The sequence below is a fragment of the Martinezella hainanensis genome (assembly GCF_900094555.1).
Lineage (GTDB): Bacteria > Pseudomonadota > Alphaproteobacteria > Rhizobiales > Rhizobiaceae > Rhizobium > Rhizobium hainanense.
In genome coordinates this window covers 490,062-510,434 of sequence record NZ_FMAC01000001.1, presented here as the reverse complement: position 1 = coordinate 510,434, position 20,373 = coordinate 490,062, and the positions used below count along the sequence as shown (strand labels likewise).

Here is a 20,373-nt window from a genome sequence, read left to right as displayed (position 1 = left end):
CCTTGATGCGGTTGGCTGACCGGAAAATTGATTGCTGCAGTAAGGCCTGGAGATTTATGGACTTCCGCATGCGCGCTGGCGGCAAACCCCGTTAAACCAGGGTTTCCGTTGCTCGCCACCGGGCTGTCCACTATCGAGATCGCGCGGCATATACTTTGGTATAATGGCGGTGCACCATCGCCTGATTGACCGCTCTCGGTGGTTGTGACAATACGGCGATGTCTTCGCAACGTGATGCGAAGGCTAACGAAACCAACAGATCAAGAAACCAATGGACAGCTACCCTAGTCGCTGTCCGGTTGTGGCGTCATGCCGCATCCGGACGGTCATCACAACAACCTGGACCGCTGCCGGCATCCGCCGGGCGAGCGCCGGTCGGGCCTAGCCTGTTCGGCTCGCCCTTCGGATCCGCCGTCAGGCGGGCCGAGGAGGTGAGCCATGAACAACATCGTTCTTTTTCGTGGACGCAAGTTCGCAACCAAGTTTTCCGCCCCGCATGTTTTTGCCGCTTCGACCGGCATCCGTCCGGCTGAACGCTCCGTATCGTCGCATCGTCCGCGTCTGATCGCCGTCTGGCACACCAACTCCCAGACCGGGAAGCTGGAGTGTTTCTGGACGACCGAGGACGAGCCTGTCCTCGATGAGGACGGCAGCCGTCGCGCGGCTTAAGCGTCCACCTCAAACAAGCGCACCGATGGTGTCGCGGATGCGGCGCCATATGGTCCGCCCAAGCTGATAACATCCTGTTCTCAAAGGGTTATTATATGGTTTTCCTTGCTAACGATCGACGCGAGCGTAGTGCCGTTGCTGCGTTGGCTGGCGCACGTATCCTGCCAAATGGCTATGATCTCGCCGCATTCGCTTTCATTGCTGCCATCGCCTATCTTACGCTTCACGGCATAGCTGAAATGCGCGCGCCGCTGGCCGGCCTTTCCACAACACCCTTGTCGCTCGACCCGGCCTATCTGCCCGAATACGCCCTGCGCACGACTTTGCGGATGATGGCAGCCATCGTCGCTTCGCTCATCTTCACATTCGTCGTCGCAACGCTTGCAGCAAAAAGCCGTCGTGCCGAGAAGATCATCATTCCTGCTCTCGATATTCTGCAATCGGTACCGGTGCTCGGCTTTCTGACCTTCACCGTCACCTTCTTCATGGGGCTTTTCCCCGGAAGCCAGCTTGGTGCGGAATGCGCTTCGATCTTTGCGATCTTCACCAGCCAGGCATGGAACATGGCCTTCTCCTTCTATCAGTCGCTGCGGACGGTTCCGCGCGATCTTGACGAGGTCAGCCGTGGTTTCCGTCTGTCGAGCTGGCAACGTTTCTGGCGGCTCGAGGCTCCTTTTGCAGCACCCGGTCTCGTCTGGAACACGATGATGTCGATGTCCGGCGGCTGGTTCTTTGTGGTTGCGTCCGAAGCGATTACGGTTGGCGATACCACCGTGCAGCTTCCGGGTCTCGGTTCGTGGCTTGCTGTTGCGATCGACAAGCAGGATTTTGCCGCCGTAAGCTGGGCAGTGCTCGCCATGGCGGTCGTCATCCTTCTTTACGATCAGCTGCTCTTCCGCCCGATCGTCGCCTGGGCAGACAAGTTTCGCTTCGAGCAGACGGCAGGACAGCAGAAGCCGCGTTCCTGGGTCTATTCGTTGATCCGCCGTACGCGCCTCCTGAAGCATGTCACCACACCTTTGGCTGCTGTATGGGGCCGATTGATGCTCGTGCGGCTGTTGCCGGTGTCGCGTGCGGTTGCAAGAGAGCGAGACGGACAGCGTGCCGTCAGCTGGGCTATCGATATTGCCTGGTATGCCGTGATCGCAGTCATCGGCGCCTGGAGTGTCTGGGATGCGGTTTCCTATCTCAGCCAGACGCTCTCTTGGGGCGATGTCTGGATCGCTTTTGCCGGCGGGTTCGTGACGCTCATTCGCGTTGTCGTTCTTATTGCGGTTGCCAGCGTCATATGGGTTCCGGTCGGCGTCTGGATCGGTCTGCGTCCTGCTGTTGCGGAGCGCGTCCAGCCTCTGGCGCAGTTCCTGGCAGCCTTTCCCGCAAATGTGCTCTTTCCCGTTGCTGTGGTTGCTATTGTTGCGACGGGCGTCAGCCCGAACATCTGGCTCTCGCCGCTGATGGTGCTGGGCACACAATGGTACATCCTGTTCAACGTGATCGCCGGTGCGAGTGCTTTTCCGACCGATCTGCGAGAAGCATCCTCGGTCTACCGGTTGCGCTCATGGACCTGGTGGCGGCGAGTGATGCTGCCGGGGATATTCCCTTACTACATCACGGGAGCATTGACGGCTTCCGGCGGCTCATGGAACGCGAGCATCGTCGCTGAATTGGCGAGCTGGGGCAACACGAAACTCGAAGCCTTCGGACTGGGATCATACATCGCGAAAGCGACGGAAGCGGGCGATTTTCCGCGAGTCATCCTCGGTATCGTCGTGATGTCGATCTTCGTCACGCTCTTCAACAGAACGCTCTGGCGGCCGCTCTACGTCTTCGCCGAACGCCGCATGCGCCTCGATTAATTCAAGATCGGAGAACCGAATATGGAAAACGTTGTCATCTCCAAGAAGACCGATATTGCAAGGAATGCGCCGCTGGTTCTCGCCAAGCAGGTGTGCCAGGCCTACGACAAGGGGACGTCCGGCTCGCTCGTCGTGCTCGAAAATGTCGATCTGCAACTCTATCCCAATGAGATCGTTGGGCTGCTCGGTCGTTCTGGTTCCGGCAAGTCTACGCTGCTGCGTGCGATTGCCGGCCTGATCCGCCCAAGCAAGGGCGACATCACTTTCGAGGGCCGGCCGGTCGTCGGCCCCAACTCCGATGTTGCCGTGGTTTTCCAGAGCTTTGCGCTCTTTCCCTGGCTGACCGTATTGCAAAACGTCGAGCTCGGTTTGGAGGCGCAAGGCGTTGCACCGTCCGAGCGACGCAAGCGTGCGCTCGCCGCCATTGACCTCATCGGCCTCGATGGTTTCGAAAGCGCCTATCCGAAAGAGCTGTCTGGCGGCATGCGCCAGCGTGTTGGTCTTGCACGGGCGCTCGTCGTCCGGCCGAAGGTTCTGCTGATGGACGAACCCTTTTCGGCGCTCGACGTGCTGACGGCAGAAACGCTTCGCACGGATCTGCTCGATCTGTGGTGCGAGGGCCGCATGCCGATCGAGTCGGTCCTGATGGTGACCCACAATATCGAAGAGGCCGTGCTGATGTGCGACCGCATTTTGATCTTCGGATCGAATCCCGGCCGGGTAATCGCCGAGATCCATGTGGATCTGCCGCAGCCGCGCAACCGGCTCGATCCGGCCTTTCGTATGCGTGTCGAAGACATCTATGCTCGCATGACGGTGAAGACTGGCGCACCGACGCGCGAGGGGCTTTTCCCTGGCACAGGCATTGCCATGGCGCTGCCCCGCGTATCGACCAACCTAATGTCAGGTCTGATCGAGACGGTTGCCGCGGAGCCCTATCGCGGACAGGCCGACCTGCCGCCGCTGGCCACCCATCTGCATCTCGGCATCGATGACCTCTTTCCGGTTGCGGAAACGCTTCAGCTCCTGCGTTTCGCCGATCTGGAGGGGGGCGACATCAAGTTGACCGCGCCAGGTTTGCGTTTCTCCGACAGCGATGTCGATGAACGCAAGAAGCTCTTCGAGCAGCATTTGGCAACCTACGTGCCGCTGGCTGCGCACATCCGCCGCGTGCTCGATGAGCGGCCGACCCACCGCGCGCCCGCACGGCGTTTCCGCGATGAGTTGGAGGATTACATGTCCGAGGATTATGCCGACATCACTCTCAAGGCCGTCACGAACTGGGCTCGTTATGCGGAATATTTCGCCTACGACGAAAACGCCGATCTGTTCACGCTGGAGAACCCGAGTTGAAACCTTCAGCTGGAACGAATGCGAAAGGGTCACCGCCGGCTGAGGCGGTGACCGGCCCCCTTGTATTTCTGGATTTGATAGGCCGCCAAGGCAGGACTTAGCGCATGAGATCCGGCAGATCGCCAGTTTTGGCGGTCTGAGGTCGCGCGGCCTGTCTGGCTGCGGGACGGATTGACATGCCCAGAGACAACGAAGAATTCGGCCGTTTCCTGGAAGCGCTCAACAGGAACAAGTTAAATGGACTGGATAAGGGAAAGCGCCGCCAATCCCGCGTCCATACGCGCTTCGGCGCACGAATGGTGCGGCTGAAGGACCTTACCAGTTTGGTATATATGATAGCGCTTCTCTGGAGCGCACATTGGCTTATGCGGTCGGCTACACGCTTGTTCTTCAACGGATTTTTGTCCGCCAGCAAGGCGCGCACGCTGCTCCGCTGGGCAGCACGCCTCAACAGGGCGAGTCTGGCCGTTCTCCGGCGGAGCCAGCAACGGCGTCTCGTCAGCCGTTGTGCCGGAAACGATAACAATGACCGCCGTGCTTGATCAGGCCGTCATCTCATCAAGTGCGCTACCGGTATCTGGCGCTGTTTGCGATAGCCGGGCGTGTGCGGGCCTAAGCTCGCGTCAGGTGCAGGGGATGCTATACGAGAGGCAGGCCAAAGAATGCGGCAGTTGTCTTGAGGCTCAGGGTCAGGCAGTTTGCAGCTTCTGCACGCAACGCTGCGGGAACGGTGATGCAGGGATGCAAGGGATGAGGCGCGAATTTCTGAAATATCTTTTCGAGATGCCCTTGCTTTGGCTTGGCATTGCGATCCTTGCCGGCCTCATTTTCATCGGTGATACGATCACGGATCTGGAGATTGCCTTCGCCGTTCTCTACGTTTCGGTGATCTTGCTGGCGGTATATTCCGGTCGAACCGGAGCTATAGCGATGGTCGGGATTGCATGTGCGGCTTTGACGATCATCAGCTATTTTTTGACGAGCCATGGCGCTTCGCAAGCAGGCCTGATCAACAGTATTCTTAGCCTGGTCGCGATCGGCGCGACCACTTACCTCGCAATCAGGATTGAAATGCTCGACGCCAGGGCGAGACAGGCACAATCGGAACTTGCACGCATGTCGCGTCTCATGATCGTCGGCGAGTTGGGTACATCGATAGCCCACGAAGTCAGCCAGCCGATCACCGCAATTGCCGCCAATGGCAGCGCCGCACTTCGATGGCTTTCTGCAACACCGGCTGATCAAGATGAAGCCCGCCGCGCTATCGAGCGAATTGTAGCGGATGCCGGGCGAGCAGGCGATGTCATTGCTCGTGTCCGGGGGCTCGTGGCGCGCTCGTCGCCGTCTAGTGACACGATCGATCTGGTCGAGGCGATCAATGATGTACTGGAACTCGTCCGCAGCGAGATCCGCCGGAATCAGATCCTGTTCCGCACCGAATTGGCTGGCGATCTGCCATTGGTGGCTGGCGATCGTGTCCAGCTTCAACAGGTGATCCTCAATCTCATCATGAATGCGATCGAAGCTCTGGCGGAGGTCGATGTGGAAATCCGCGAGCTGCTCGTCAGCGCCGCGGCAGACGAACGGAAAGTGACCGTCAGCGTGCGCGATACTGGCGGTGGCATGCCGGCCGAAATGCTCGACAGGATATTCGAAGCCTTCTACACGACGAAGCCGAAGGGCATGGGAATGGGGCTTGCTATCAGCCGGTCCATTATCGAGGCGCATGGCGGGACGATCTATGCGGCGCCGAATTTTCCGCACGGAGCCGTCTTCGGTTTTACCTTGCCGCTCGGTGGAAAGGCAAAGGGGTAGGGAATGCAGGGGCAGCAGTCGACCGTTTATGTAATCGACGACGACCCATCCGTGCGCGATGGGCTGGACAGCTTATTGCGCTCCGTCGGCTATGATACGCGTGGCTTTGCATCGCCCCGGGATTTCTTGGCGTCTCCCCGGTCTGAAAGACCAGCCTGCATCGTGCTTGATGTTAGGATGCCGGATGCGAGCGGTCTTGATTTTCAGGATGAACTTGCGCGAATGGGTTATGTGATCCCGACCATTTTCCTTACCGGTCACGGCGACGTGCCGATGTCTGTCAGGGCGATGAAAGCGGGCGCGGTTGAGTTTCTTCTAAAGCCGTTCCGGGAGCAGGATTTGCTCGATGCTATCAGGCAGGCGCTTGAAATCGATCGCGCCCGGCTGCGCAAGCAGGCGGCGGAGGTCGACCTTCACGAGCGGTTTTCCACGCTCACGCCGCGCGAACGCGAGGTCATGGCGCTCGTCGCGCGAGGCCTCCTCAACAAGCAAATCGCCGCCGAGATCGGCCTCAGCGAAATAACCGTGAAAGTCCATCGCGGTCAGGCCATGCGCAAGATGCGGGCTGATTCCGTCGCCGACCTTATCCGTATGGCCGATAGCTTGGGGCTGACAGATGGTAAAGCCAACGATGCAGCGCCTGGGCTCCGCTAATCTTACCGCGTTTGTCCCAGTCGCAAGCATTTCATGGCTTACGAGTGCGGTGTCGCCCGTGTCGTGAGTTCAGTTTTGCGGAGTGGTGAGCGTTCCCTGATGAAAGATCATCTGCCATCGTCCATCGATACGCTGCCAGATCGAGCTCCTTAGAGTGTGTCGCTCCAGGTCCTTCTCTCCGGCCTGTCGGATGCTTCGATAGGTGACGAGGACGGCATCCGGCGAGATCGGTCGGAAGGCATAGTCGCGGGAAATAATGGATGGAGCGGCTTCTTCCGACTTTTCTGCAGCCAGAAGGGCGATGTGTTCATCTCTATCGTCATAGACCGTTCCGGAGCTGCCGAATTCAACGAAGCCTTCCGCCAGCAGCTCCGCCACGATCGCCGGCGATTGCCGGATTTCAGGGAGATGCAACTTCTGTTCCAGTAGGCGGATCTCTTCAAGCTCGTATTGGGAGAGGTTCATAGTTTTAGCGACCTCCTATGAGTATTGATGTTTGCATGTCGTGAACCTCAATATGGCGTTGCGAACGCCTCCAGTTTTTTCTCCCGTTCGAGCTTGCAGTTTTGATCATGGTCGGTCTCCCTAGATTGCTCCAATGCAGAGACGAAAAGTTCTGCGGCGTGGCGACCTGCCTGTGTCTTGTCGTCTTCGATGACGGCAGCTATCCGCCGAAACAATTCTGACTCGAATCCGCCGGCATTGTGCGAGGCATTCGGCCGCGCCAGCCTGGCACCGCCATCCAATCTGATTGCCGATACGTAGAATTCATCCTCGTAATCGGCTCCCGCCGATGTCAGTTCAGCGCGCCCGTATAATAGCAATCCGGTTTCCCAACGATCGCATAGGCGGATGCTGAGCTCATCGAACGAATATTCGCAGGAAAACTCCAGAGCGTACACCATCATTCTCCCGTCTTGGCAATCGACGATATCCTGGCAATATCGGTTTCCCTCAAGGTATCTGCCAGCGCGATGATGAAAGCATTCGGCTTTCTTGGCATGAATGACACTCTCCCTTCGACGGCCCTGCAGCCCTTTCAGTCATTGCGCCTGGCGTGTCCGGTTTCGCTGACTTCAAGCGAGATCCTAAGCTTGCCCGGGCTCATTCCATTCAGGACCAATGGCTCCTATTGATGAGATTGGCATTCAACACAATATATGTCAACATTATTTATGTTTATTTGGGTGATTGGAACACCAAAGGTGTTCGCGGCCTATATTGCTTTCTATTTGCGGGCGATGTGGCCGCAGATTCGGCCGATGATGGTCAGTCGATCCAGCTCGACGGTGAAGGTCTCTAGCGCTGGATTGTCGGAAATGATCTTGACTTGGCCCGGATGGGTGAAGGGAACTCGCTGCAGGCGCTTGATCTGTGGTTCGGTATAGCCGTCGCTGATCGCGTAGACGGTATCGGTGGTCATTTGGTTCTGCGAGAGATCGACGATAACGCGATCGCCCGGCATATAGGTGGGCTGCATGGAATCGCCGACGACTTCCATGATGATCGTATGGTTCGGTGAAGCTTTTGCCTCGTTTCGTAGATAGCCGGTGGGGATAAGCCATTCCGCGACGATCTTGTGCCCGGCGACATTGCCCGAGCCGACGGGGAGGTTGATGACTTCGCCGACAATGCCACTACCGGCGCCAAGTTTGACATCCACTTCCGGTGTTGCGCCTTCGATCTGCGGCTTCCAGTGCTCGCGGCTGTAACTGAGTTCGTCGCCACTCTCGGCAAATCCATCCTGATCCTGCTCGTCAGGGTCGAATGACATGACGATATTCGGTGTCGGGCGTGCGGTTTTGCGCAGGCCTTCGCCAGTCAGCAGATAGGCCGCAGTCGTGCCGAATTTCTTGGCGTAGCGATTGGCGACCTCGGCGCTGAATTCGTTCTGACCGTTTTCATGCGCGCGATAGGTGGACAGACTCACGCCCAGCGCTTCTGCCGCCTTCGTGGCTGATGGATAATTTGCGGCTTCGCGGGCCGCTCTTAGTCGTTCGCCCATAGATTTCTGCATCTCTAGACCCTTGCAAAATTTTTGACATAAATCATGTTGACATAGCTATTATTATCAACATAATTTGTGTCTATCAAGATGCTGATGCGCAAATTGCAACTTGGCAGATGAGTGGATTGACGCTGCGTACGGTGACTAATGTTTTTAGAGGTGAAGTCATGATCACAAACGGCGGGAGTAGGAGGGCAGTATCTCGGGCTGGATATTTCGATCGCTTCTGGGGATGTCCTGGTTGCCTCCGAATTCTGTCGATCGCGGAGATTATCGAGCTGCATTGCGAGGATTGCCATGCGGCCGTCGAACCTCAGGAAATGGTGGAGACCAGGTCCTTTTCGAAGGCAATCGATGGGGAGATGCTGCCATGATCGAAATGCTTCAGGGCTTTCTCGCTTGCATCGGCGCGTCGTTGTTTTTCGTCGCCATGATGATCGCGATAAAGTCGGTCATTTGGAGATCGCCGGTGTCACCCTTTGAGGTTGAAGATACTGGTGCGCCGGAAGGGGATCAAATCCACTTTCGGATCGCGGAAGATCCGCGCGCTCGCTGAAAAACTACCCAGTGAAGGTTCGCGGCCGTTAGCGAGCACTGAAACCTTAAACCCAATCGGAAACTCTACACGAAAACCTGGTCCCGTCGGCCGGGGGAGGTTGTTATGAACGAATTTCAAATCGGAACAGAGACCGTAGCCGGCGGCCATCTCGGCTGGATCCGCAAGGTTCACCGAGCGACAAACGAGATCCTCCGGGATAATCGAGGTGAGCCGATCGTCTTTGCGACGCAGGATGCGGCGAAGGCTGCGGCCGGCGAGGCGATGGTTGCTTATCTCAATACGCCGATGCTGCGCGATGGAGCGCGGGTCGAGGCCTTTTCCAAGGCGGCGGCCTTCTTCAAACCCAGATCGGCCAAGGTTGCCGACACCACCCAGGGCGTCGTCTGATCTTCCCGATGACATGGATGAGGTCTCAAATTCACCGACGAAAGGAGTTGAGCGGCTATGACCAAAGGTAGGCTAGATCTTCTTCTCGATGGGCTGGGCATCAAGCTGGTTCCGGTCCATCGGCGCCGCGCTCCGGCGGAGAGCCACGCGCGCGGCACGATGCAGGAAATCCGCGGCCGTTACGGCGATGGTCATCTGGTCTTCGTCTTGCGGTGTATCCGGCAGACCGGGAGCAATCGCGACGAACTCTGGTCGGACACGATCGGTGCGGTATCCGATGTTCTCGCGCAGCGCCAGGATTGGGCGCTGCAGCGTCCCGGCGATCTTTTGGGTGCCTTTGACGATATTGCGCTTGCCACATTGCGCACGGATGCGGTGGCGCGGCGGCCTTGGCCCGTTCGGGCGACATTGCGCACGCTAATCTATCAGGAATTGGAGAAACGACTTGATGCACCACTCCGCCTTGCAGTTTGACGATCTATTCCAGCGCGCGGTCGAGATCGCTGACTTGAGCCTGATTATCCGTGCACGTTTCATCGAGGCTGCCGATACGATGGTTCATCTCGATGTGCGCGGCGTCCGGCCCGACAGGATGCGGACGCTCTGGCCGGAGGTTTTGCCCGAATCGACGGATCATGCCGATATCCGGATTCGCTATCGTCCGAGCGCTGCGGCGATCAGCCGGGCAGAAGAGGTTTTACAGGAATGGCTACGCGTTCATGTCGGGGACGAGGAGCGGCGTATCCTGCTTTCGCGATGGTCTATTTGCCTTGCTGCGCCTCATATTGCCGGCTCGTTTCGAGATTTCTGCGCTCGAACCGGGCGCGTGCGGCGCACGGCCGAACGACGCATTCAGAGCGAATTCCAGAAGCTTGCCGGCATGCTTTTCGCTGCCTCACCCATGCTACAGGAGCCGGATTGGTCGCGCATATCACCGATGATGCCGAACGCGCCCGGTGGGTTTCATCGGGTAAAGCCTAAGGCGCCGACACATGAAACACATTGGTTGCCGGATGATGCACGGCCCGTTTTCGATGCAGCAAGTCCCGAACTTGCCGAGTTGGCCAAACGATTGGAGCGCGGGAACCGTAGGCGCGCCAGGATGAAAGCCTAACGCGACGTAGCGACGATTACGGTCCGAACCCGAATAATCGCTACGCCTTGCCAATGTCCCTGCTTGGTGACTTGTTTCACTCAAATGCAAAGATGCCGGCCGGCCGTGCCCTCGTGGTCTCTTCGCCAAAGTCTGGGACAGCATATTCTGCAAGAAGCCGAAGTCGCGATTTCGGCAAATGCGCGCGCCATGGATCGCCGATCAGGATTACGATTCCTTCTGCCAGGCACCGATCCAGAAATACTGCAACCTTTTCCGCAAGCTCGGCTTCATAGAAGAGATCTCCGACGCATATGACATCGACCTCTGGCGGGTCGCCTGTTGTCAAATCGGCGAGTATCAAGTCGACTTTCACTCCGTTGAGTGCCGCATTCAGCTCGGTCGCCGCGATTGCGTAAGGGTCGATGTCGGTGGCATGGACCGTCGCGGCACCTGCCTTTGCGGCTGCAATTGCAACAATTCCCGAACCTGTACCAAGATCTAGCACGCGGCGACCGGCCACGTCTTTCGGCCGGTCCAAAAGATAACGGGCCAGGACCAGGCCTCCTCCCCAATAGTGTGCCCAGTAGGGCGAGCCGAATTGCGGATCCCGTTCCGCGAGGCGTCGCAGGCCGCTTTGTGGGCCTGCCTTATGCAGGCGAATATCCGGAATGCCGGGAACGGGCAGGACCGGGAGATTGACGGCGATAAACCGCCGAACCCAATCATTATTCACCAGATCATCCGAACCGCGATCCTGCGGCGCCAGCGGGCTCATGCGGATCAACTTGGAGTTTCCCTTTGCGGAAATTCTATCGCCCATGGCAACGGTTCCTTGAGGCCTAAGCTGTGAATCGAGGTTTATCTGGTCCAGTTCGTCGGACTGTACAGTTATGTATTTGCAAGTAGTTTCAAACCCTTATTCGCATTCCTCGTCAAGGTTCTCATTCCTTGCACGGCAAGAGCTCTTCAAGGGTGTCGCCAACTGCGCCGAAATGGGGTATCTATTTTGGCATGATGAGAACAGTTGCAGCGACGCACTGACGATCGCAAGTGTTGTTTTGAACCGCTTGTTTTCTTTCAAAATTCCATCGGAAATCTGAAGCATGACCAATGCCGACAAGCCAGTCGCGCCGCGCAAACCGCGTGCGCGCCGTCGCAAGGCCGTTTCCGCCGAGGACACGCCGCTTGATTACATGCTGAAAGTGATGCGTGACGATGAGGCGGATCAGAAGCGGCGCGATGAAATGGCAAAGATAGCGGCCTCCTATGTCCATCGGAAACCTAGCGAACGCTCTGGCGCCGGGGCTAAGGGAGGCCACGGCGTTACCATCGACTTAACCAATGCCACGGATGAGCAGCTTGCGATACTCGAATCCCTCTTCGGTCCGCTTGTCGGATCCGGCGACGATGATGGCGGCGATCCAGGAGGAGAAGGCGAGGCGGAGCGCTGAGCGCGAACGGGTCGAGGTTGCCGCCCAGATTGCCTTGGATGCTGAACGAATTCGCGCCAATTGCCAATCGTTGACCGGCTTCGTGCGGGAAGCCTGGCACGTTGTCGAGCCCTCCGTCGAGTATGTCCATGGCTGGCACATCGATGCTATCTGCCGACATCTCGAGGCGGTTACGTCGGGCGAGATTACGCGTCTCCTAATCAACGTGCCTCCGGGTACGATGAAGTCGCTCCTGTGCGGTGTCTTCTGGCCTGCTTGGGAGTGGGGTCCGAAGGGCAAGCCGCAGATGCGTTATCTCGGCGCTTCCTATTCGGAGCACTATGCCAAACGTGACAACAGGCGCATGCGCGACCTCGTTGCCTCCGAATGGTATCAGGCGCTCTGGGGCGATCGGGTCAAGTTGACGAGAACCAGCGAGATGGCTTTCGCCAATACCCGTACGGGCTCACGTCAGGGTGTGCCGTTTTCGAGGCTGACCGGTGGTCGCGGTGATCGCGTCATTGTCGACGATCCTCATTCAGTGGATGGAGCGGAATCCGAGGCAGAGCGTTTGTCCACGGTTCGTACATTTCGTGAATCCGTGCCGACGCGACTTAACGATCCCCAGCGTTCGGCGATCGTCGTCGTGATGCAGCGACTGCATGAGGCAGATGTCTCCGGAACCATTTTAGCACTCGGGCTTGGCTATGAGCACCTGATGCTGCCGATGGAGTTCGAGCCGGAGCGGCGTTGCCGCACTTCGATCGGATTTGTCGATCCGAGGGCGGAGGAGGGCGAACTGCTCTTTCCGGAGCGTTTTCCTCGAGCGGTCGTCGAGCGCGACAAGATACCGTTGGGTAGCTACGCCGTAGCCGGTCAGTTCCAGCAGCGGCCAGCTCCGCGTTCCGGTGGTCTGTTCCAGCGCGGCGATTTTGAAATCGTGGAGGTACTGCCCTCCGGTGCAAAGCGCTGTCGTGCCTGGGACTTCGCCGCTTCGAAGGCGCGTCCGGGTCGCAAGCCGGACTGGACCGTAGGTCTGCGGATGGCCTTGGTCGGTGGCGTTTTCTACGTCGAAACTATTATGCGGGGGCGCTGGTCGCCCGCCGAGGTGGAGCGCAATCTCAAGAACGTTGCGTCGCAAGATGGGCCGACGGTGACGATCCGGATGCCGCAGGACCCAGGTGCGGCCGGCAAGGCCGATGCGGAAACCAAGATCAAGCTGCTCGCGGGTTTTCCGGTAAAAGTCATATCTCCGACCGGTGATAAGGCGACACGCGCCAAGCCGGCCTCGGCGCAGGCGGAGGCGGGGAACGTCAAGCTTTTGCGTGGGGACTGGAACGAGGCATTTCTCGACGAGATCTGCGCTTTTCCGAATGGGCAGTTCGACGACCAAGTCGATGCCTTCGCCGACGCCTTGAACGAGCTCGCGCTGAGTTCATCCTTCAGCTTCACGAATTTCTAGGCTCGCGGCGCGGGTCTTTCATCACATCGCTATCAAAGGACAATCCATGGGGCAGGTATTCTCGATGGTTCGCGACGGCTTGGTGAGCCTTGCATCCCGCATGGGCACCGAACGCGACAAGGCGGCATCGGTTTTCTACACGCAGCCGATCCTGACGGACGAGCAGATCATCGCCGCCTATCGCGGTTCCTGGCTTCCGCGCAAGATCGTCGATATCCCGGCGCTGGATAGCTGCCGGAAATGGCGAAACTGGCAGGCTGCAAGTGATCAGATCGGCTTGATTGATGCCGAAGAGCGGCGGCTCAATCTGCGCGGCAAAGTGCTGGAAGCATCAACGAAGGCACGACTATTCGGCGGTGCTGCTCTTTTCATCGGCTCCGAAGATGCCGATCCGGCATTGCCGCTCGAGGCGGAGCGGATCGGTAAGGGCGATATCAAGCACCTCACCGTGCTGACACGCCACCAACTCGCTGCTGGAGACATCGACAGTGATCCCGCGTCGGAATGGTATGGCAAGCCGAGATACTACACGCTGACCGGTGCCAATGGCATGCAGGTGACAATCCATCCATCACGCCTTGTCATTTTCAAAGGTGCCATGACGCCCAATGAAGAATTCGGCGGGATGGGCCACCATGTCTGGGGTGAAAGCGTGCTGGCCGCGACCTTCGACGCGATCAAGAACGCCGACAGCACGGCGGCCAACATCGCCAGCCTCGTCTTCGAGGCGAAGATCGATATCATCAAGGTCCCGCAGTTCTCAGCCAATATCGGCAACCAGGCTTATGAAGATGCAGTGCTGCGTCGCTATGCGCTAGCCAATACCATCAAGGGGGTCAATGGGACGCTGATCCTCGATGCCGAGGAGGAGTACGACAGCAAGGGTGCGCCGCTTTCCGGTCTCACGGATATTCTGATGGCTTTCCTGCAGATCGTAGCCGGCGCGGCCGACATTCCGGTCACGCGATTGCTTGGTCAATCGCCGGCGGGGATGAATGCGACAGGCACCGCCGACATGAAGAACTATCATGACCGAATCCAGGCGATCCAAGAGCTCGATTACACGCCGGCGATGTCCCGGCTTGATGAGTGCCTCATCCGCTCCGCCACAGGTACGCGTGATCCGGCGATCTACTCGACCTGGGCTCCCCTGGAGCAGATGAGCGAGAAGGAGCGGGCCGATATCTTCAAGACGAAGGCAGAAGCGGCGCGAGCCTTGTTTGGTTCAGCTCAGGGAGAGGAGATCATTCCCCGCACGGCGCTCTCGGAAGCTCTGTTGAATGCCTTCGTGGAAGATGGGTCGCTACCCGGATTGGAGGCGGCGGCCAAGACAACGGATCAACCGGGCGAAGATCTCAAGCAATCCGAAACGGACGCCAACACGAGCCAACAACCCGCTGCCATGTAGTCGCCGGTAGATCCGTTTCGCCATGGCGAGCGGCTTTCACCCGAACCAGATTGGCTTCGGCCAGGAGAAATCCCAACATGAACTTCACAGACACTGTCACCGTCGCGGGAACGCGGCGGACGGGGGACGGCTATCTCGTGGCCGATGCCCGCATCGCCCGTACCGGCATTCAAACCTATGCCGGCGCCGAGATCGGTAGGCCCGAGATGCCGATCGTGCGCGTCTATCGTTCCGGAGGCGAAGTCTTTTCCGAAGATACGCTCAAGAGTGCCGCTCACCGACCGGTGACAAATGAGCATCCGCCCGAGATGGTCACCTCGGAAAATTGGAAGAAGTACGCTGTCGGCCAGACTGGAGACGAGATTGCCGGTGAAGGTATTTTCCTTCGCGTGCCGTTGATGGTCAGCGATGAGGACACGATCCAGGACATCGAAAGCGGCAAGCAGGAGCTTTCGGCCGGCTATGTCTGCGATGTCGATTTCACCGCCGGTGTAACGCCTGCGGGTGAAGCCTACGACGCCATCCAGCGAAATATTCGCATCAACCATATCGCCATTGTGCGCCGTGGCCGTGCGGGCTCGAAAGTCCGCATCGGCGATGTAGCCGCACCGTGGGGCTGCTCTCCTCTCGCAGCCCCACGCCCCCTTTCCGATGACAAGCAAAGCAAGGAAGGAATGATGCCCACGAAGACGATCATGATCGACGGCGCCGAGATCGAAGTCTCCGATCAGGCCGCTGAGATCATCACAATATTGCGGCAGCGCCTGGCGGACGCGGAAGCCGGCCATCACAAGGCCATCGCGATCCGCGATGCCGAACTGGATACCTTGAAAGCGGCTCTCCTCGACGAAGCGGAGATCGATCGCCGCGCCGAGTTGCGCGCCGATCTGATCGGTCTTGCCAAGGCGATTGCCGGCAGCGTCCGGACATCCGGTCTTTCGGACGCCGCTATCCGCAAGGCTGTGGTGATCGCCAAGGCGGGCGAGGGCGCAGTCGAGGGCCGATCGGACGCCTATATCGACGCTCGCTTCGACATGCTGGCCGAAGGATTGCGCGAGAAGCCGGATCTTTTCGCAGATGCTGTCAAGGACGGCATCGTCTCGACGCAGTCGTCCACATCCCCAGCCTTTGCCGCTTACGCCGCCATGGTGCGCGATCTCGAGAGCGCGCATCTGGCTGCCAATCCCTCTTAACCAGGTCAACGAAAAGGAGACGCTTCAATGGCGACTTATCAGACCACCTATGGAAACGCTCCTCGGAAGGGCCTGCACGGGCAGATCGCTTCTGAGGAAAAGGCCAACAAGATCAGCCGCACGGTTGAAACCGCTGCTGGCATCAAGTTCGGGCAGCCTGTTCAGCGCGGTCTTGCCGATCATGGCGTGGCGCCCTTTGCCGCCGGCGGCAAGTTCATAGGCATTGCCGTGCTGACGCCGAATGTGCTGCCAGATGTAGCGCCGGCTGGCGGCTATGCCCAGTTCGTCACCGGTGCATTCCTGACCTCTGGTCAGATGTATGTACGGGCCGGCGGCGGCGTCTCGGATGGTGACGCCGTCTACTACAACCCGACGACGGACGCTTACGTCAACGCCGCCGGCACCGGCATCGTCGGCCCCATTCCCGATTGTTTCTTCGACACGAGCGGCAGCAACGGCGACATCGTCGAGATCTCGCTCAAGCACAGGAGTGCCTAATCCATGAACCAATTCGTTCGACAGCAGTTTGCGGATGCCCAGGCTGCCTATTCCTTCGTCATTGCGCAGGGGCGCAATATCGAAACGCGCATCTACCAGCGACGCTATCCGACTCTCAACTACGGCCTTCATGTTCCGGTCGTCACCGAAGGCAATGAATGGGCCTCCGGCACAACCTTTTTTACCGTCGACAGCGCCGGCGAGGCGAAGTTTCTCTCCGCCGCCGGCACGGACATGCCGTTCAACCAGTCGACCCGCGACAGCGCCAGCCACGACTTTGCGATGATCGGCTCGGGCTGGGAATGGAACCTTGAGGAGGTGAACCAGGCCGCGCTCTACAATCTCGATCTCAACGCTTCCAACGCCATTTTCGCCGCCGATAAGATCGAGCGCCTGCTCAATTCCGTCGCCATGACCGGCTCGACGGAAAAGGGCTGGACCGGTTTCGTCAACGATCCGAAGGTGTCGCGCGTCGACGTCGCTGCCGATGGTACGGGCGGCTCGACCCACTGGTCCGCCAAGACGGCCGACCAGATCCTGCGCGACGTCAACGATCTTATCGGCGGCGTGCGGCAGCGGACCGGCGAGGTTGAGTGGGTCGACAGCCTGCGCCTGCCGCCGGAAGCCTTCCGGCTGATGGCCACCAAGCGGCTCGCCGATGGTGACGGCTACATCACCGTGCTGGAATTTTTGCGTCGCGGCAATGTCTACACGGCCGAGACGGGCCAGCCGCTCGACATCCAGCCGCTGCGCGAACTTGCGACCGCGTCGCAGGACGGTGGCGGACGCATGGTCGTCTATCGCCGTGATCCGGAGGTTCTACGCTTCCATCTGCCGATGCCGCGTCGTGTGCTGCAGCCGCGCCAGAAGTCGATCATGAGCTTCGAGACCGGCATCATCGCCCGCACCGGCGGCACCGAAGTGCGCCTGCCGGCGGCCATGGCTTACGGCGACGAGATCACCGCTGCCTGAAGCTGAACTCCCTCTCTCCGTTTCACGCGGGGAGAGGGTTTTTCTTTCCAACGATCGATATCGGAGCTTTCATGTCCGCTTCCTTTTACGGCACGCTTGCTACCGCGGATGCCTATTTTGCCGATCGCGGCAAGGCGGGCTGGGCCACGGCCAGCGACAGTGATCGCTTGGCGGCGCTGGTGCGCGGATCGCAGGCGGTTGATGCTCTCTACGAGCCGAGATTCACCGGCCGGCGGGCTGGCGGCTACGATCAGGTGCTCTCCTGGCCGCGCTGCGATGCAACGACCGTCAATGGCGAGCCGATTACCGAGAGCACATTGCCGCTTGCCGTGACTTACGCGGCTTATGAGGCGGCCACGATCGAGCTTTTGGAACCGGGCAGCCTGACGCCCGTTATCGTTGCAGCTCGCACGGTGAAACGCGAGAAGGTGGGGCCGCTGGAAACGGAATATGCCGTTGCCGATACGAGCGACGACATGATTGCCTCCGCAAGGCCGGTGCTGACCATGCTTGACGGGCTGCTCTACCCACTCCTGCGTCCGGTGCTGCCGGGCATTCTGGTGGTGTGATGGCTGCTTTCGATTACGACAGGACGCGAGCGACCGCCGCGCGGCTGATCGCCAGGTTCGGCCAGAAGGGCAGTCTGCGGCGCATCGCGAATACGGGGCCGGATTACGATCCGGTTCAGACGAGCGAGGACTTTGCCTGCTCGCTCGTCGATCTCGATCAGAGCCAGGCGCATGTCGGCGACACACTCATCCAGCGCGGCGATCGCATGGTTTATCTCTCGACCGAGGGGCTATCGATCGCGCCGACGCTGGCCGACAGGTTGCTGATCGGCGGCACCGAACATTCGATTGTCGATATCCAGCCGCTGTCGCCGGGCGGGACGGTCGTCTTCTGGCAGCTGCAGGTGCGGCGATGAAGGCGCTGGTGCGTTTCAAGACGATTCTGACGCTTTGGCTGCTGTCACGGGTCATCCTGCTGCTCAATCGGGTTTCACCATTGCCGGGGATTGAGAGGAGTGGCGGAGCGAAGGCGGAATCCCAAACCGTCAAACCTGCGGTTCGCGCTCGTTATGGCCATCTCACCCTTTTGAATTTCGAGCGGAGTGGCTCTTCACCCGGCGACGCCGCCGATGACGCATAAGCTTATGAAGGGCAATCGATATGGCTTCCTCTAATTTTTCCGCGGATATCGCCGCCTGGGCCGAGCGGACCAAGAAGCGCATGGAAGAGGTGGTGAACCTCTCCACGCAGCGGCTGGCCGAGGCGATCGTCGAGGCGACGCCTGTCGTATCGGGCGAACTTGTCAATTCCTTCCGGGTCTCCGCCCCGCCACGGCAAAGCGGGGATGCTGAGGGATCTGATGAAGGCCAGCCGGTCAATCTGGCCGGCCTCGGCGTGCCGCTGGGCGGTCTGATTCATATGGGTTTCACCGCGCCGCACGCGGCCGCAGTCGAATATGGCACGGATGGACAGGCGGGGCAGGGCATGGTGCGGCTCGCGGCGCGCCAATGGCCTGACATCGTCGAGCGTGCCGCGCGCGACACGGCGGACTGATCCCTCGAAATTTCAAACATTAGACAAGGTGACGCATGGCGACGGCGACGGACGCTCTCATTCTGGCTGCGCTGCTGGATCATCTGGCAGCACTCCAATTCCAGCCGCCATTGCCGGTGGCGCAGCCGGGCATTGCCTTTCCGCCGGCGGGACAAGCTAAGCCGGATAACTATCTGGCCGTCAGCTTCCTGCCCAACCGCCCCCGGCAGGTGACGCTCGGCGACGATCCGCAGCAGAAGCTCGGGCTTCTGCAGGTTTCCGTCTATTGGAAGGCCGGCGGCGGGCTGATCAAGCCACTCGATGCCGCCGGCCAGGTCATCGACCATTTCAACAACAAGACGCTGTTCGCCTCTGGCGTGAAGATCACGATCAGCGGCGAGCCGTGGGCCGCAGGCCCGATCCAAGAGGATGACCGGGTGCAGATACCGGTCACCATTCCCTACACCGCCTTTGAACCGGAGACATGATCCATGGCGAATAAAAGCACGAAGAAGGGCTCGAAAGTCTACGTATGCGAGACGCCCCAGAATACCGATCTGACGGCCACCGCCTATGCCGCGCTGACCTGGGTGCAGGTGGGCAAGGTCGGCAAGGTCGGTGATTTCGGCTCGGAATCCACCATCAACAACTACAATACGCTGGATGAGCCGGTGCAGCAGAAGCAGAAGGGCGTTTCCAACGCCGGCGATCCGGAGCTCGAAGTCGCCTCCATCGCCGACGATCCGGGCCAGGACATCCTGCGCACCTTCGGCGATCCCCTGAACATCAACAACATGGCGATCAAGGTCGAGCGCAACGACGCGCCGCAGGGCAAGACCAACACGGTGTTCTATTCGCGCGGCGTCGTTTCCGGCCCGCTCTATCCCGGCGGCGGCTCCGACGATTTCGATCTGGAGAAGTTCAAGATCGGCCTCAACCAGCTGCCGATCCGCGTCGATCCCGTCACCACGCCGTAAGCGCGATCTTTCGGAACCTTGCGCGCGTCGCTCTCCTGCGGCGCGCGGCCGCTTTCACATGTCCCAACCGATAAGGTGTTTCCTTGGATATCTCCAGTCTCGTCAATTCCGAAGATCTGTTCGAGCTGCAGCTCCTGCATCCGGCCACCGAAGAGCCGCTCGGCATCTCCTTCATGATCCGCTCTGCCGAGAGCAACGAGGTGAAGAAGATCGTTCGCCAACATAGTGACCGCTTCCTCGCCAGCCGCAAGAAGAAGCTGACGACCAGCAAGGTCGAGGCCGAATATCTCGACAAAGCCGCCGCCGCCATCGCTTCCTGGAGCTGGGGCGAGCAGCAGTGGAAGGGCGAGCAGCCGCTGCTCTCCTTCGAGAAGGCCCGCGAAGTCGTCGAGGAAGCCGGCTGGATCTACGATCAGGTGGCCGGCGCCTCGGAGGACCGCGCAAATTTTATGAAGAGCTTGCCGAAGGGCTTTCAGAAGCCGTAAGGATCGTCGC

26 protein-coding genes are annotated in these 20,373 nt (G+C 59.4%); 22 read left to right on the top strand and 4 right to left on the bottom strand.

Going from position 1 to position 20,373, the window contains the following annotated elements; all coding sequences use genetic code 11:
• Positions 1-438: 438 nt before the first annotated feature.
• The 5 genes from GA0061100_RS02465 to GA0061100_RS02440 all read left to right on the top strand — a co-directional run bounded on the left by GA0061100_RS02465 (position 439) and on the right by GA0061100_RS02440 (position 6,347).
• On the top strand, positions 439-669 hold the full coding sequence (locus GA0061100_RS02465) for a hypothetical protein (protein WP_075851018.1): 231 nt from the start codon (positions 439-441) through the stop codon (positions 667-669).
• Positions 670-764: 95 nt separating this feature from the next.
• On the top strand, positions 765-2,525 hold the full coding sequence (locus tag GA0061100_RS02460) for an ABC transporter permease (protein WP_075851017.1): 1,761 nt from the start codon (positions 765-767) through the stop codon (positions 2,523-2,525).
• 21 nt (positions 2,526-2,546) lie between these two features.
• Positions 2,547-3,878, top strand: a complete 1,332-nt coding sequence (locus GA0061100_RS02455) for an ABC transporter ATP-binding protein (protein WP_075851016.1) — start codon at positions 2,547-2,549, stop codon at positions 3,876-3,878.
• Between the two features lie 750 nt (positions 3,879-4,628).
• Positions 4,629-5,693: a sensor histidine kinase gene (locus GA0061100_RS02445; protein ID WP_075851014.1), complete on the top strand. Its 1,065-nt coding sequence runs from the start codon at positions 4,629-4,631 to the stop codon at positions 5,691-5,693.
• Between the two features lie 3 nt (positions 5,694-5,696).
• A complete protein-coding gene (locus GA0061100_RS02440; protein ID WP_075851013.1) occupies positions 5,697-6,347 on the top strand; it encodes a response regulator transcription factor in 651 nt (216 codons plus the stop codon).
• A 69-nt stretch (positions 6,348-6,416) separates the two neighbouring features.
• On the opposite strand, the gene GA0061100_RS02435 is transcribed toward GA0061100_RS02440, so the two are convergent.
• The 3 genes from GA0061100_RS02435 to GA0061100_RS02420 all read right to left on the bottom strand — a co-directional run bounded on the left by GA0061100_RS02435 (position 6,417) and on the right by GA0061100_RS02420 (position 8,364).
• A complete protein-coding gene (locus GA0061100_RS02435) occupies positions 6,417-6,812 on the bottom strand; it encodes a nuclear transport factor 2 family protein (RefSeq protein WP_075851012.1) in 396 nt (131 codons plus the stop codon).
• Between the two features lie 47 nt (positions 6,813-6,859).
• Positions 6,860-7,252 (bottom strand): hypothetical protein, encoded by a 393-nt coding sequence (locus tag GA0061100_RS02430; RefSeq protein ID WP_244557775.1) that lies wholly within the window; start codon positions 7,250-7,252, stop codon positions 6,860-6,862.
• Positions 7,253-7,575: 323 nt separating this feature from the next.
• Positions 7,576-8,364 carry an XRE family transcriptional regulator gene (locus GA0061100_RS02420; RefSeq protein ID WP_075851009.1) on the bottom strand — a complete coding sequence of 263 codons (789 nt, stop codon included), beginning with the start codon at positions 8,362-8,364 and terminating at the stop codon, positions 7,576-7,578.
• Between the two features lie 361 nt (positions 8,365-8,725).
• Here GA0061100_RS02420 and GA0061100_RS02410 point away from each other — a divergent pair, with 361 nt between their 5' ends.
• The 4 genes from GA0061100_RS02410 (at position 8,726) to GA0061100_RS02395 (ending at position 10,415) form a co-directional block, all read left to right on the top strand.
• Positions 8,726-8,911: a hypothetical protein gene (locus GA0061100_RS02410; RefSeq protein WP_075851008.1), complete on the top strand. Its 186-nt coding sequence runs from the start codon at positions 8,726-8,728 to the stop codon at positions 8,909-8,911.
• A 105-nt stretch (positions 8,912-9,016) separates the two neighbouring features.
• Positions 9,017-9,301: a hypothetical protein gene (locus GA0061100_RS02405; RefSeq protein WP_075851007.1), complete on the top strand. Its 285-nt coding sequence runs from the start codon at positions 9,017-9,019 to the stop codon at positions 9,299-9,301.
• A 57-nt stretch (positions 9,302-9,358) separates the two neighbouring features.
• Complete coding sequence (locus tag GA0061100_RS02400; protein WP_075851006.1) at positions 9,359-9,775, top strand: hypothetical protein; 417 nt, start codon at positions 9,359-9,361, stop codon at positions 9,773-9,775.
• Positions 9,750-10,415 carry a DUF6362 family protein gene (locus GA0061100_RS02395; protein WP_075851005.1) on the top strand — a complete coding sequence of 222 codons (666 nt, stop codon included), beginning with the start codon at positions 9,750-9,752 and terminating at the stop codon, positions 10,413-10,415. The genes GA0061100_RS02400 and GA0061100_RS02395 overlap by 26 nt, the downstream gene beginning before the upstream one ends.
• Positions 10,416-10,491: 76 nt before the next feature.
• Here GA0061100_RS02395 and GA0061100_RS02390 read toward each other — a convergent pair whose 3' ends face one another.
• The gene (locus GA0061100_RS02390) at positions 10,492-11,172 is read right to left on the bottom strand and encodes a class I SAM-dependent methyltransferase (RefSeq protein WP_083961278.1); all 681 of its coding nucleotides are present in this window, start codon (positions 11,170-11,172) and stop codon (positions 10,492-10,494) included.
• Positions 11,173-11,500: 328 nt separating this feature from the next.
• Here GA0061100_RS02390 and GA0061100_RS02385 point away from each other — a divergent pair, with 328 nt between their 5' ends.
• The 13 genes from GA0061100_RS02385 to GA0061100_RS02325 all read left to right on the top strand — a co-directional run bounded on the left by GA0061100_RS02385 (position 11,501) and on the right by GA0061100_RS02325 (position 20,363).
• A complete protein-coding gene (locus GA0061100_RS02385) occupies positions 11,501-11,848 on the top strand; it encodes a hypothetical protein (protein ID WP_075851004.1) in 348 nt (115 codons plus the stop codon).
• Complete coding sequence (terL, locus tag GA0061100_RS02380) at positions 11,805-13,289, top strand: phage terminase large subunit (protein WP_208621507.1); 1,485 nt, start codon at positions 11,805-11,807, stop codon at positions 13,287-13,289. Before GA0061100_RS02385 ends, terL begins: the two co-directional genes overlap by 44 nt.
• Before the next feature lie 46 nt (positions 13,290-13,335).
• A complete protein-coding gene (locus tag GA0061100_RS02375) occupies positions 13,336-14,697 on the top strand; it encodes a DUF1073 domain-containing protein (RefSeq protein WP_075851003.1) in 1,362 nt (453 codons plus the stop codon).
• A gap of 77 nt (positions 14,698-14,774) precedes the next feature.
• Positions 14,775-15,890, top strand: coding sequence for a DUF2213 domain-containing protein (locus tag GA0061100_RS02370; protein ID WP_075851002.1), 1,116 nt, complete (start codon positions 14,775-14,777; stop codon positions 15,888-15,890).
• 27 nt (positions 15,891-15,917) lie between these two features.
• Positions 15,918-16,388 carry a structural cement protein Gp24 gene (locus GA0061100_RS02365; protein WP_075851001.1) on the top strand — a complete coding sequence of 157 codons (471 nt, stop codon included), beginning with the start codon at positions 15,918-15,920 and terminating at the stop codon, positions 16,386-16,388.
• A 3-nt stretch (positions 16,389-16,391) separates the two neighbouring features.
• A complete protein-coding gene (locus tag GA0061100_RS02360) occupies positions 16,392-17,360 on the top strand; it encodes a DUF2184 domain-containing protein (RefSeq protein ID WP_075851000.1) in 969 nt (322 codons plus the stop codon).
• Positions 17,361-17,431: 71 nt separating this feature from the next.
• Positions 17,432-17,929, top strand: coding sequence for a DnaT-like ssDNA-binding protein (locus GA0061100_RS02355; protein WP_075850999.1), 498 nt, complete (start codon positions 17,432-17,434; stop codon positions 17,927-17,929).
• Positions 17,929-18,285: a hypothetical protein gene (locus GA0061100_RS02350; protein ID WP_075850998.1), complete on the top strand. Its 357-nt coding sequence runs from the start codon at positions 17,929-17,931 to the stop codon at positions 18,283-18,285. The genes GA0061100_RS02355 and GA0061100_RS02350 overlap by 1 nt, the downstream gene beginning before the upstream one ends.
• Positions 18,282-18,509: a hypothetical protein gene (locus GA0061100_RS02345; RefSeq protein WP_075850997.1), complete on the top strand. Its 228-nt coding sequence runs from the start codon at positions 18,282-18,284 to the stop codon at positions 18,507-18,509. The genes GA0061100_RS02350 and GA0061100_RS02345 overlap by 4 nt, the downstream gene beginning before the upstream one ends.
• Before the next feature lie 20 nt (positions 18,510-18,529).
• Entirely contained in the window at positions 18,530-18,922 is a 393-nt protein-coding gene (locus GA0061100_RS02340; RefSeq protein ID WP_075850996.1) for an HK97 gp10 family phage protein, read from the top strand.
• 35 nt (positions 18,923-18,957) lie between these two features.
• Positions 18,958-19,389 carry a phage tail terminator-like protein gene (locus GA0061100_RS02335; RefSeq protein WP_075850995.1) on the top strand — a complete coding sequence of 144 codons (432 nt, stop codon included), beginning with the start codon at positions 18,958-18,960 and terminating at the stop codon, positions 19,387-19,389.
• Positions 19,390-19,392: 3 nt separating this feature from the next.
• Entirely contained in the window at positions 19,393-19,878 is a 486-nt protein-coding gene (locus tag GA0061100_RS02330) for a hypothetical protein (protein WP_015340442.1), read from the top strand.
• Between the two features lie 83 nt (positions 19,879-19,961).
• On the top strand, positions 19,962-20,363 hold the full coding sequence (locus GA0061100_RS02325) for a hypothetical protein (protein ID WP_075850994.1): 402 nt from the start codon (positions 19,962-19,964) through the stop codon (positions 20,361-20,363).
• The last annotated feature ends 10 nt before the right edge of the window (positions 20,364-20,373 follow it).

What these genes read in the sequence shown, in the direction of transcription:
- GA0061100_RS02465 (WP_075851018.1), top strand. Translation starts at nt 439, where the DNA reads ATGAACAACATCGTTCTTTTTCGTGGACGCAAGTTCGCAACCAAGTTT.
- GA0061100_RS02460 (WP_075851017.1), top strand. Translation starts at nt 765, where the DNA reads ATGGTTTTCCTTGCTAACGATCGACGCGAGCGTAGTGCCGTTGCTGCG.
- GA0061100_RS02455 (WP_075851016.1), top strand. Translation starts at nt 2,547, where the DNA reads ATGGAAAACGTTGTCATCTCCAAGAAGACCGATATTGCAAGGAATGCG.
- GA0061100_RS02445 (WP_075851014.1), top strand. Translation starts at nt 4,629, where the DNA reads ATGAGGCGCGAATTTCTGAAATATCTTTTCGAGATGCCCTTGCTTTGG.
- GA0061100_RS02440 (WP_075851013.1), top strand. Translation starts at nt 5,697, where the DNA reads ATGCAGGGGCAGCAGTCGACCGTTTATGTAATCGACGACGACCCATCC.
- GA0061100_RS02435 (WP_075851012.1), bottom strand. Translation starts at nt 6,812, where the DNA reads ATGAACCTCTCCCAATACGAGCTTGAAGAGATCCGCCTACTGGAACAG.
- GA0061100_RS02430 (WP_244557775.1), bottom strand. Translation starts at nt 7,252, where the DNA reads ATGGTGTACGCTCTGGAGTTTTCCTGCGAATATTCGTTCGATGAGCTC.
- GA0061100_RS02420 (WP_075851009.1), bottom strand. Translation starts at nt 8,364, where the DNA reads ATGCAGAAATCTATGGGCGAACGACTAAGAGCGGCCCGCGAAGCCGCA.
- GA0061100_RS02410 (WP_075851008.1), top strand. Translation starts at nt 8,726, where the DNA reads ATGATCGAAATGCTTCAGGGCTTTCTCGCTTGCATCGGCGCGTCGTTG.
- GA0061100_RS02405 (WP_075851007.1), top strand. Translation starts at nt 9,017, where the DNA reads ATGAACGAATTTCAAATCGGAACAGAGACCGTAGCCGGCGGCCATCTC.
- GA0061100_RS02400 (WP_075851006.1), top strand. Translation starts at nt 9,359, where the DNA reads ATGACCAAAGGTAGGCTAGATCTTCTTCTCGATGGGCTGGGCATCAAG.
- GA0061100_RS02395 (WP_075851005.1), top strand. Translation starts at nt 9,750, where the DNA reads ATGCACCACTCCGCCTTGCAGTTTGACGATCTATTCCAGCGCGCGGTC.
- GA0061100_RS02390 (WP_083961278.1), bottom strand. Translation starts at nt 11,172, where the DNA reads ATGAGCCCGCTGGCGCCGCAGGATCGCGGTTCGGATGATCTGGTGAAT.
- GA0061100_RS02385 (WP_075851004.1), top strand. Translation starts at nt 11,501, where the DNA reads ATGACCAATGCCGACAAGCCAGTCGCGCCGCGCAAACCGCGTGCGCGC.
- terL (WP_208621507.1), top strand. Translation starts at nt 11,805, where the DNA reads ATGATGGCGGCGATCCAGGAGGAGAAGGCGAGGCGGAGCGCTGAGCGC.
- GA0061100_RS02375 (WP_075851003.1), top strand. Translation starts at nt 13,336, where the DNA reads ATGGGGCAGGTATTCTCGATGGTTCGCGACGGCTTGGTGAGCCTTGCA.
- GA0061100_RS02370 (WP_075851002.1), top strand. Translation starts at nt 14,775, where the DNA reads ATGAACTTCACAGACACTGTCACCGTCGCGGGAACGCGGCGGACGGGG.
- GA0061100_RS02365 (WP_075851001.1), top strand. Translation starts at nt 15,918, where the DNA reads ATGGCGACTTATCAGACCACCTATGGAAACGCTCCTCGGAAGGGCCTG.
- GA0061100_RS02360 (WP_075851000.1), top strand. Translation starts at nt 16,392, where the DNA reads ATGAACCAATTCGTTCGACAGCAGTTTGCGGATGCCCAGGCTGCCTAT.
- GA0061100_RS02355 (WP_075850999.1), top strand. Translation starts at nt 17,432, where the DNA reads ATGTCCGCTTCCTTTTACGGCACGCTTGCTACCGCGGATGCCTATTTT.
- GA0061100_RS02350 (WP_075850998.1), top strand. Translation starts at nt 17,929, where the DNA reads ATGGCTGCTTTCGATTACGACAGGACGCGAGCGACCGCCGCGCGGCTG.
- GA0061100_RS02345 (WP_075850997.1), top strand. Translation starts at nt 18,282, where the DNA reads ATGAAGGCGCTGGTGCGTTTCAAGACGATTCTGACGCTTTGGCTGCTG.
- GA0061100_RS02340 (WP_075850996.1), top strand. Translation starts at nt 18,530, where the DNA reads ATGGCTTCCTCTAATTTTTCCGCGGATATCGCCGCCTGGGCCGAGCGG.
- GA0061100_RS02335 (WP_075850995.1), top strand. Translation starts at nt 18,958, where the DNA reads ATGGCGACGGCGACGGACGCTCTCATTCTGGCTGCGCTGCTGGATCAT.
- GA0061100_RS02330 (WP_015340442.1), top strand. Translation starts at nt 19,393, where the DNA reads ATGGCGAATAAAAGCACGAAGAAGGGCTCGAAAGTCTACGTATGCGAG.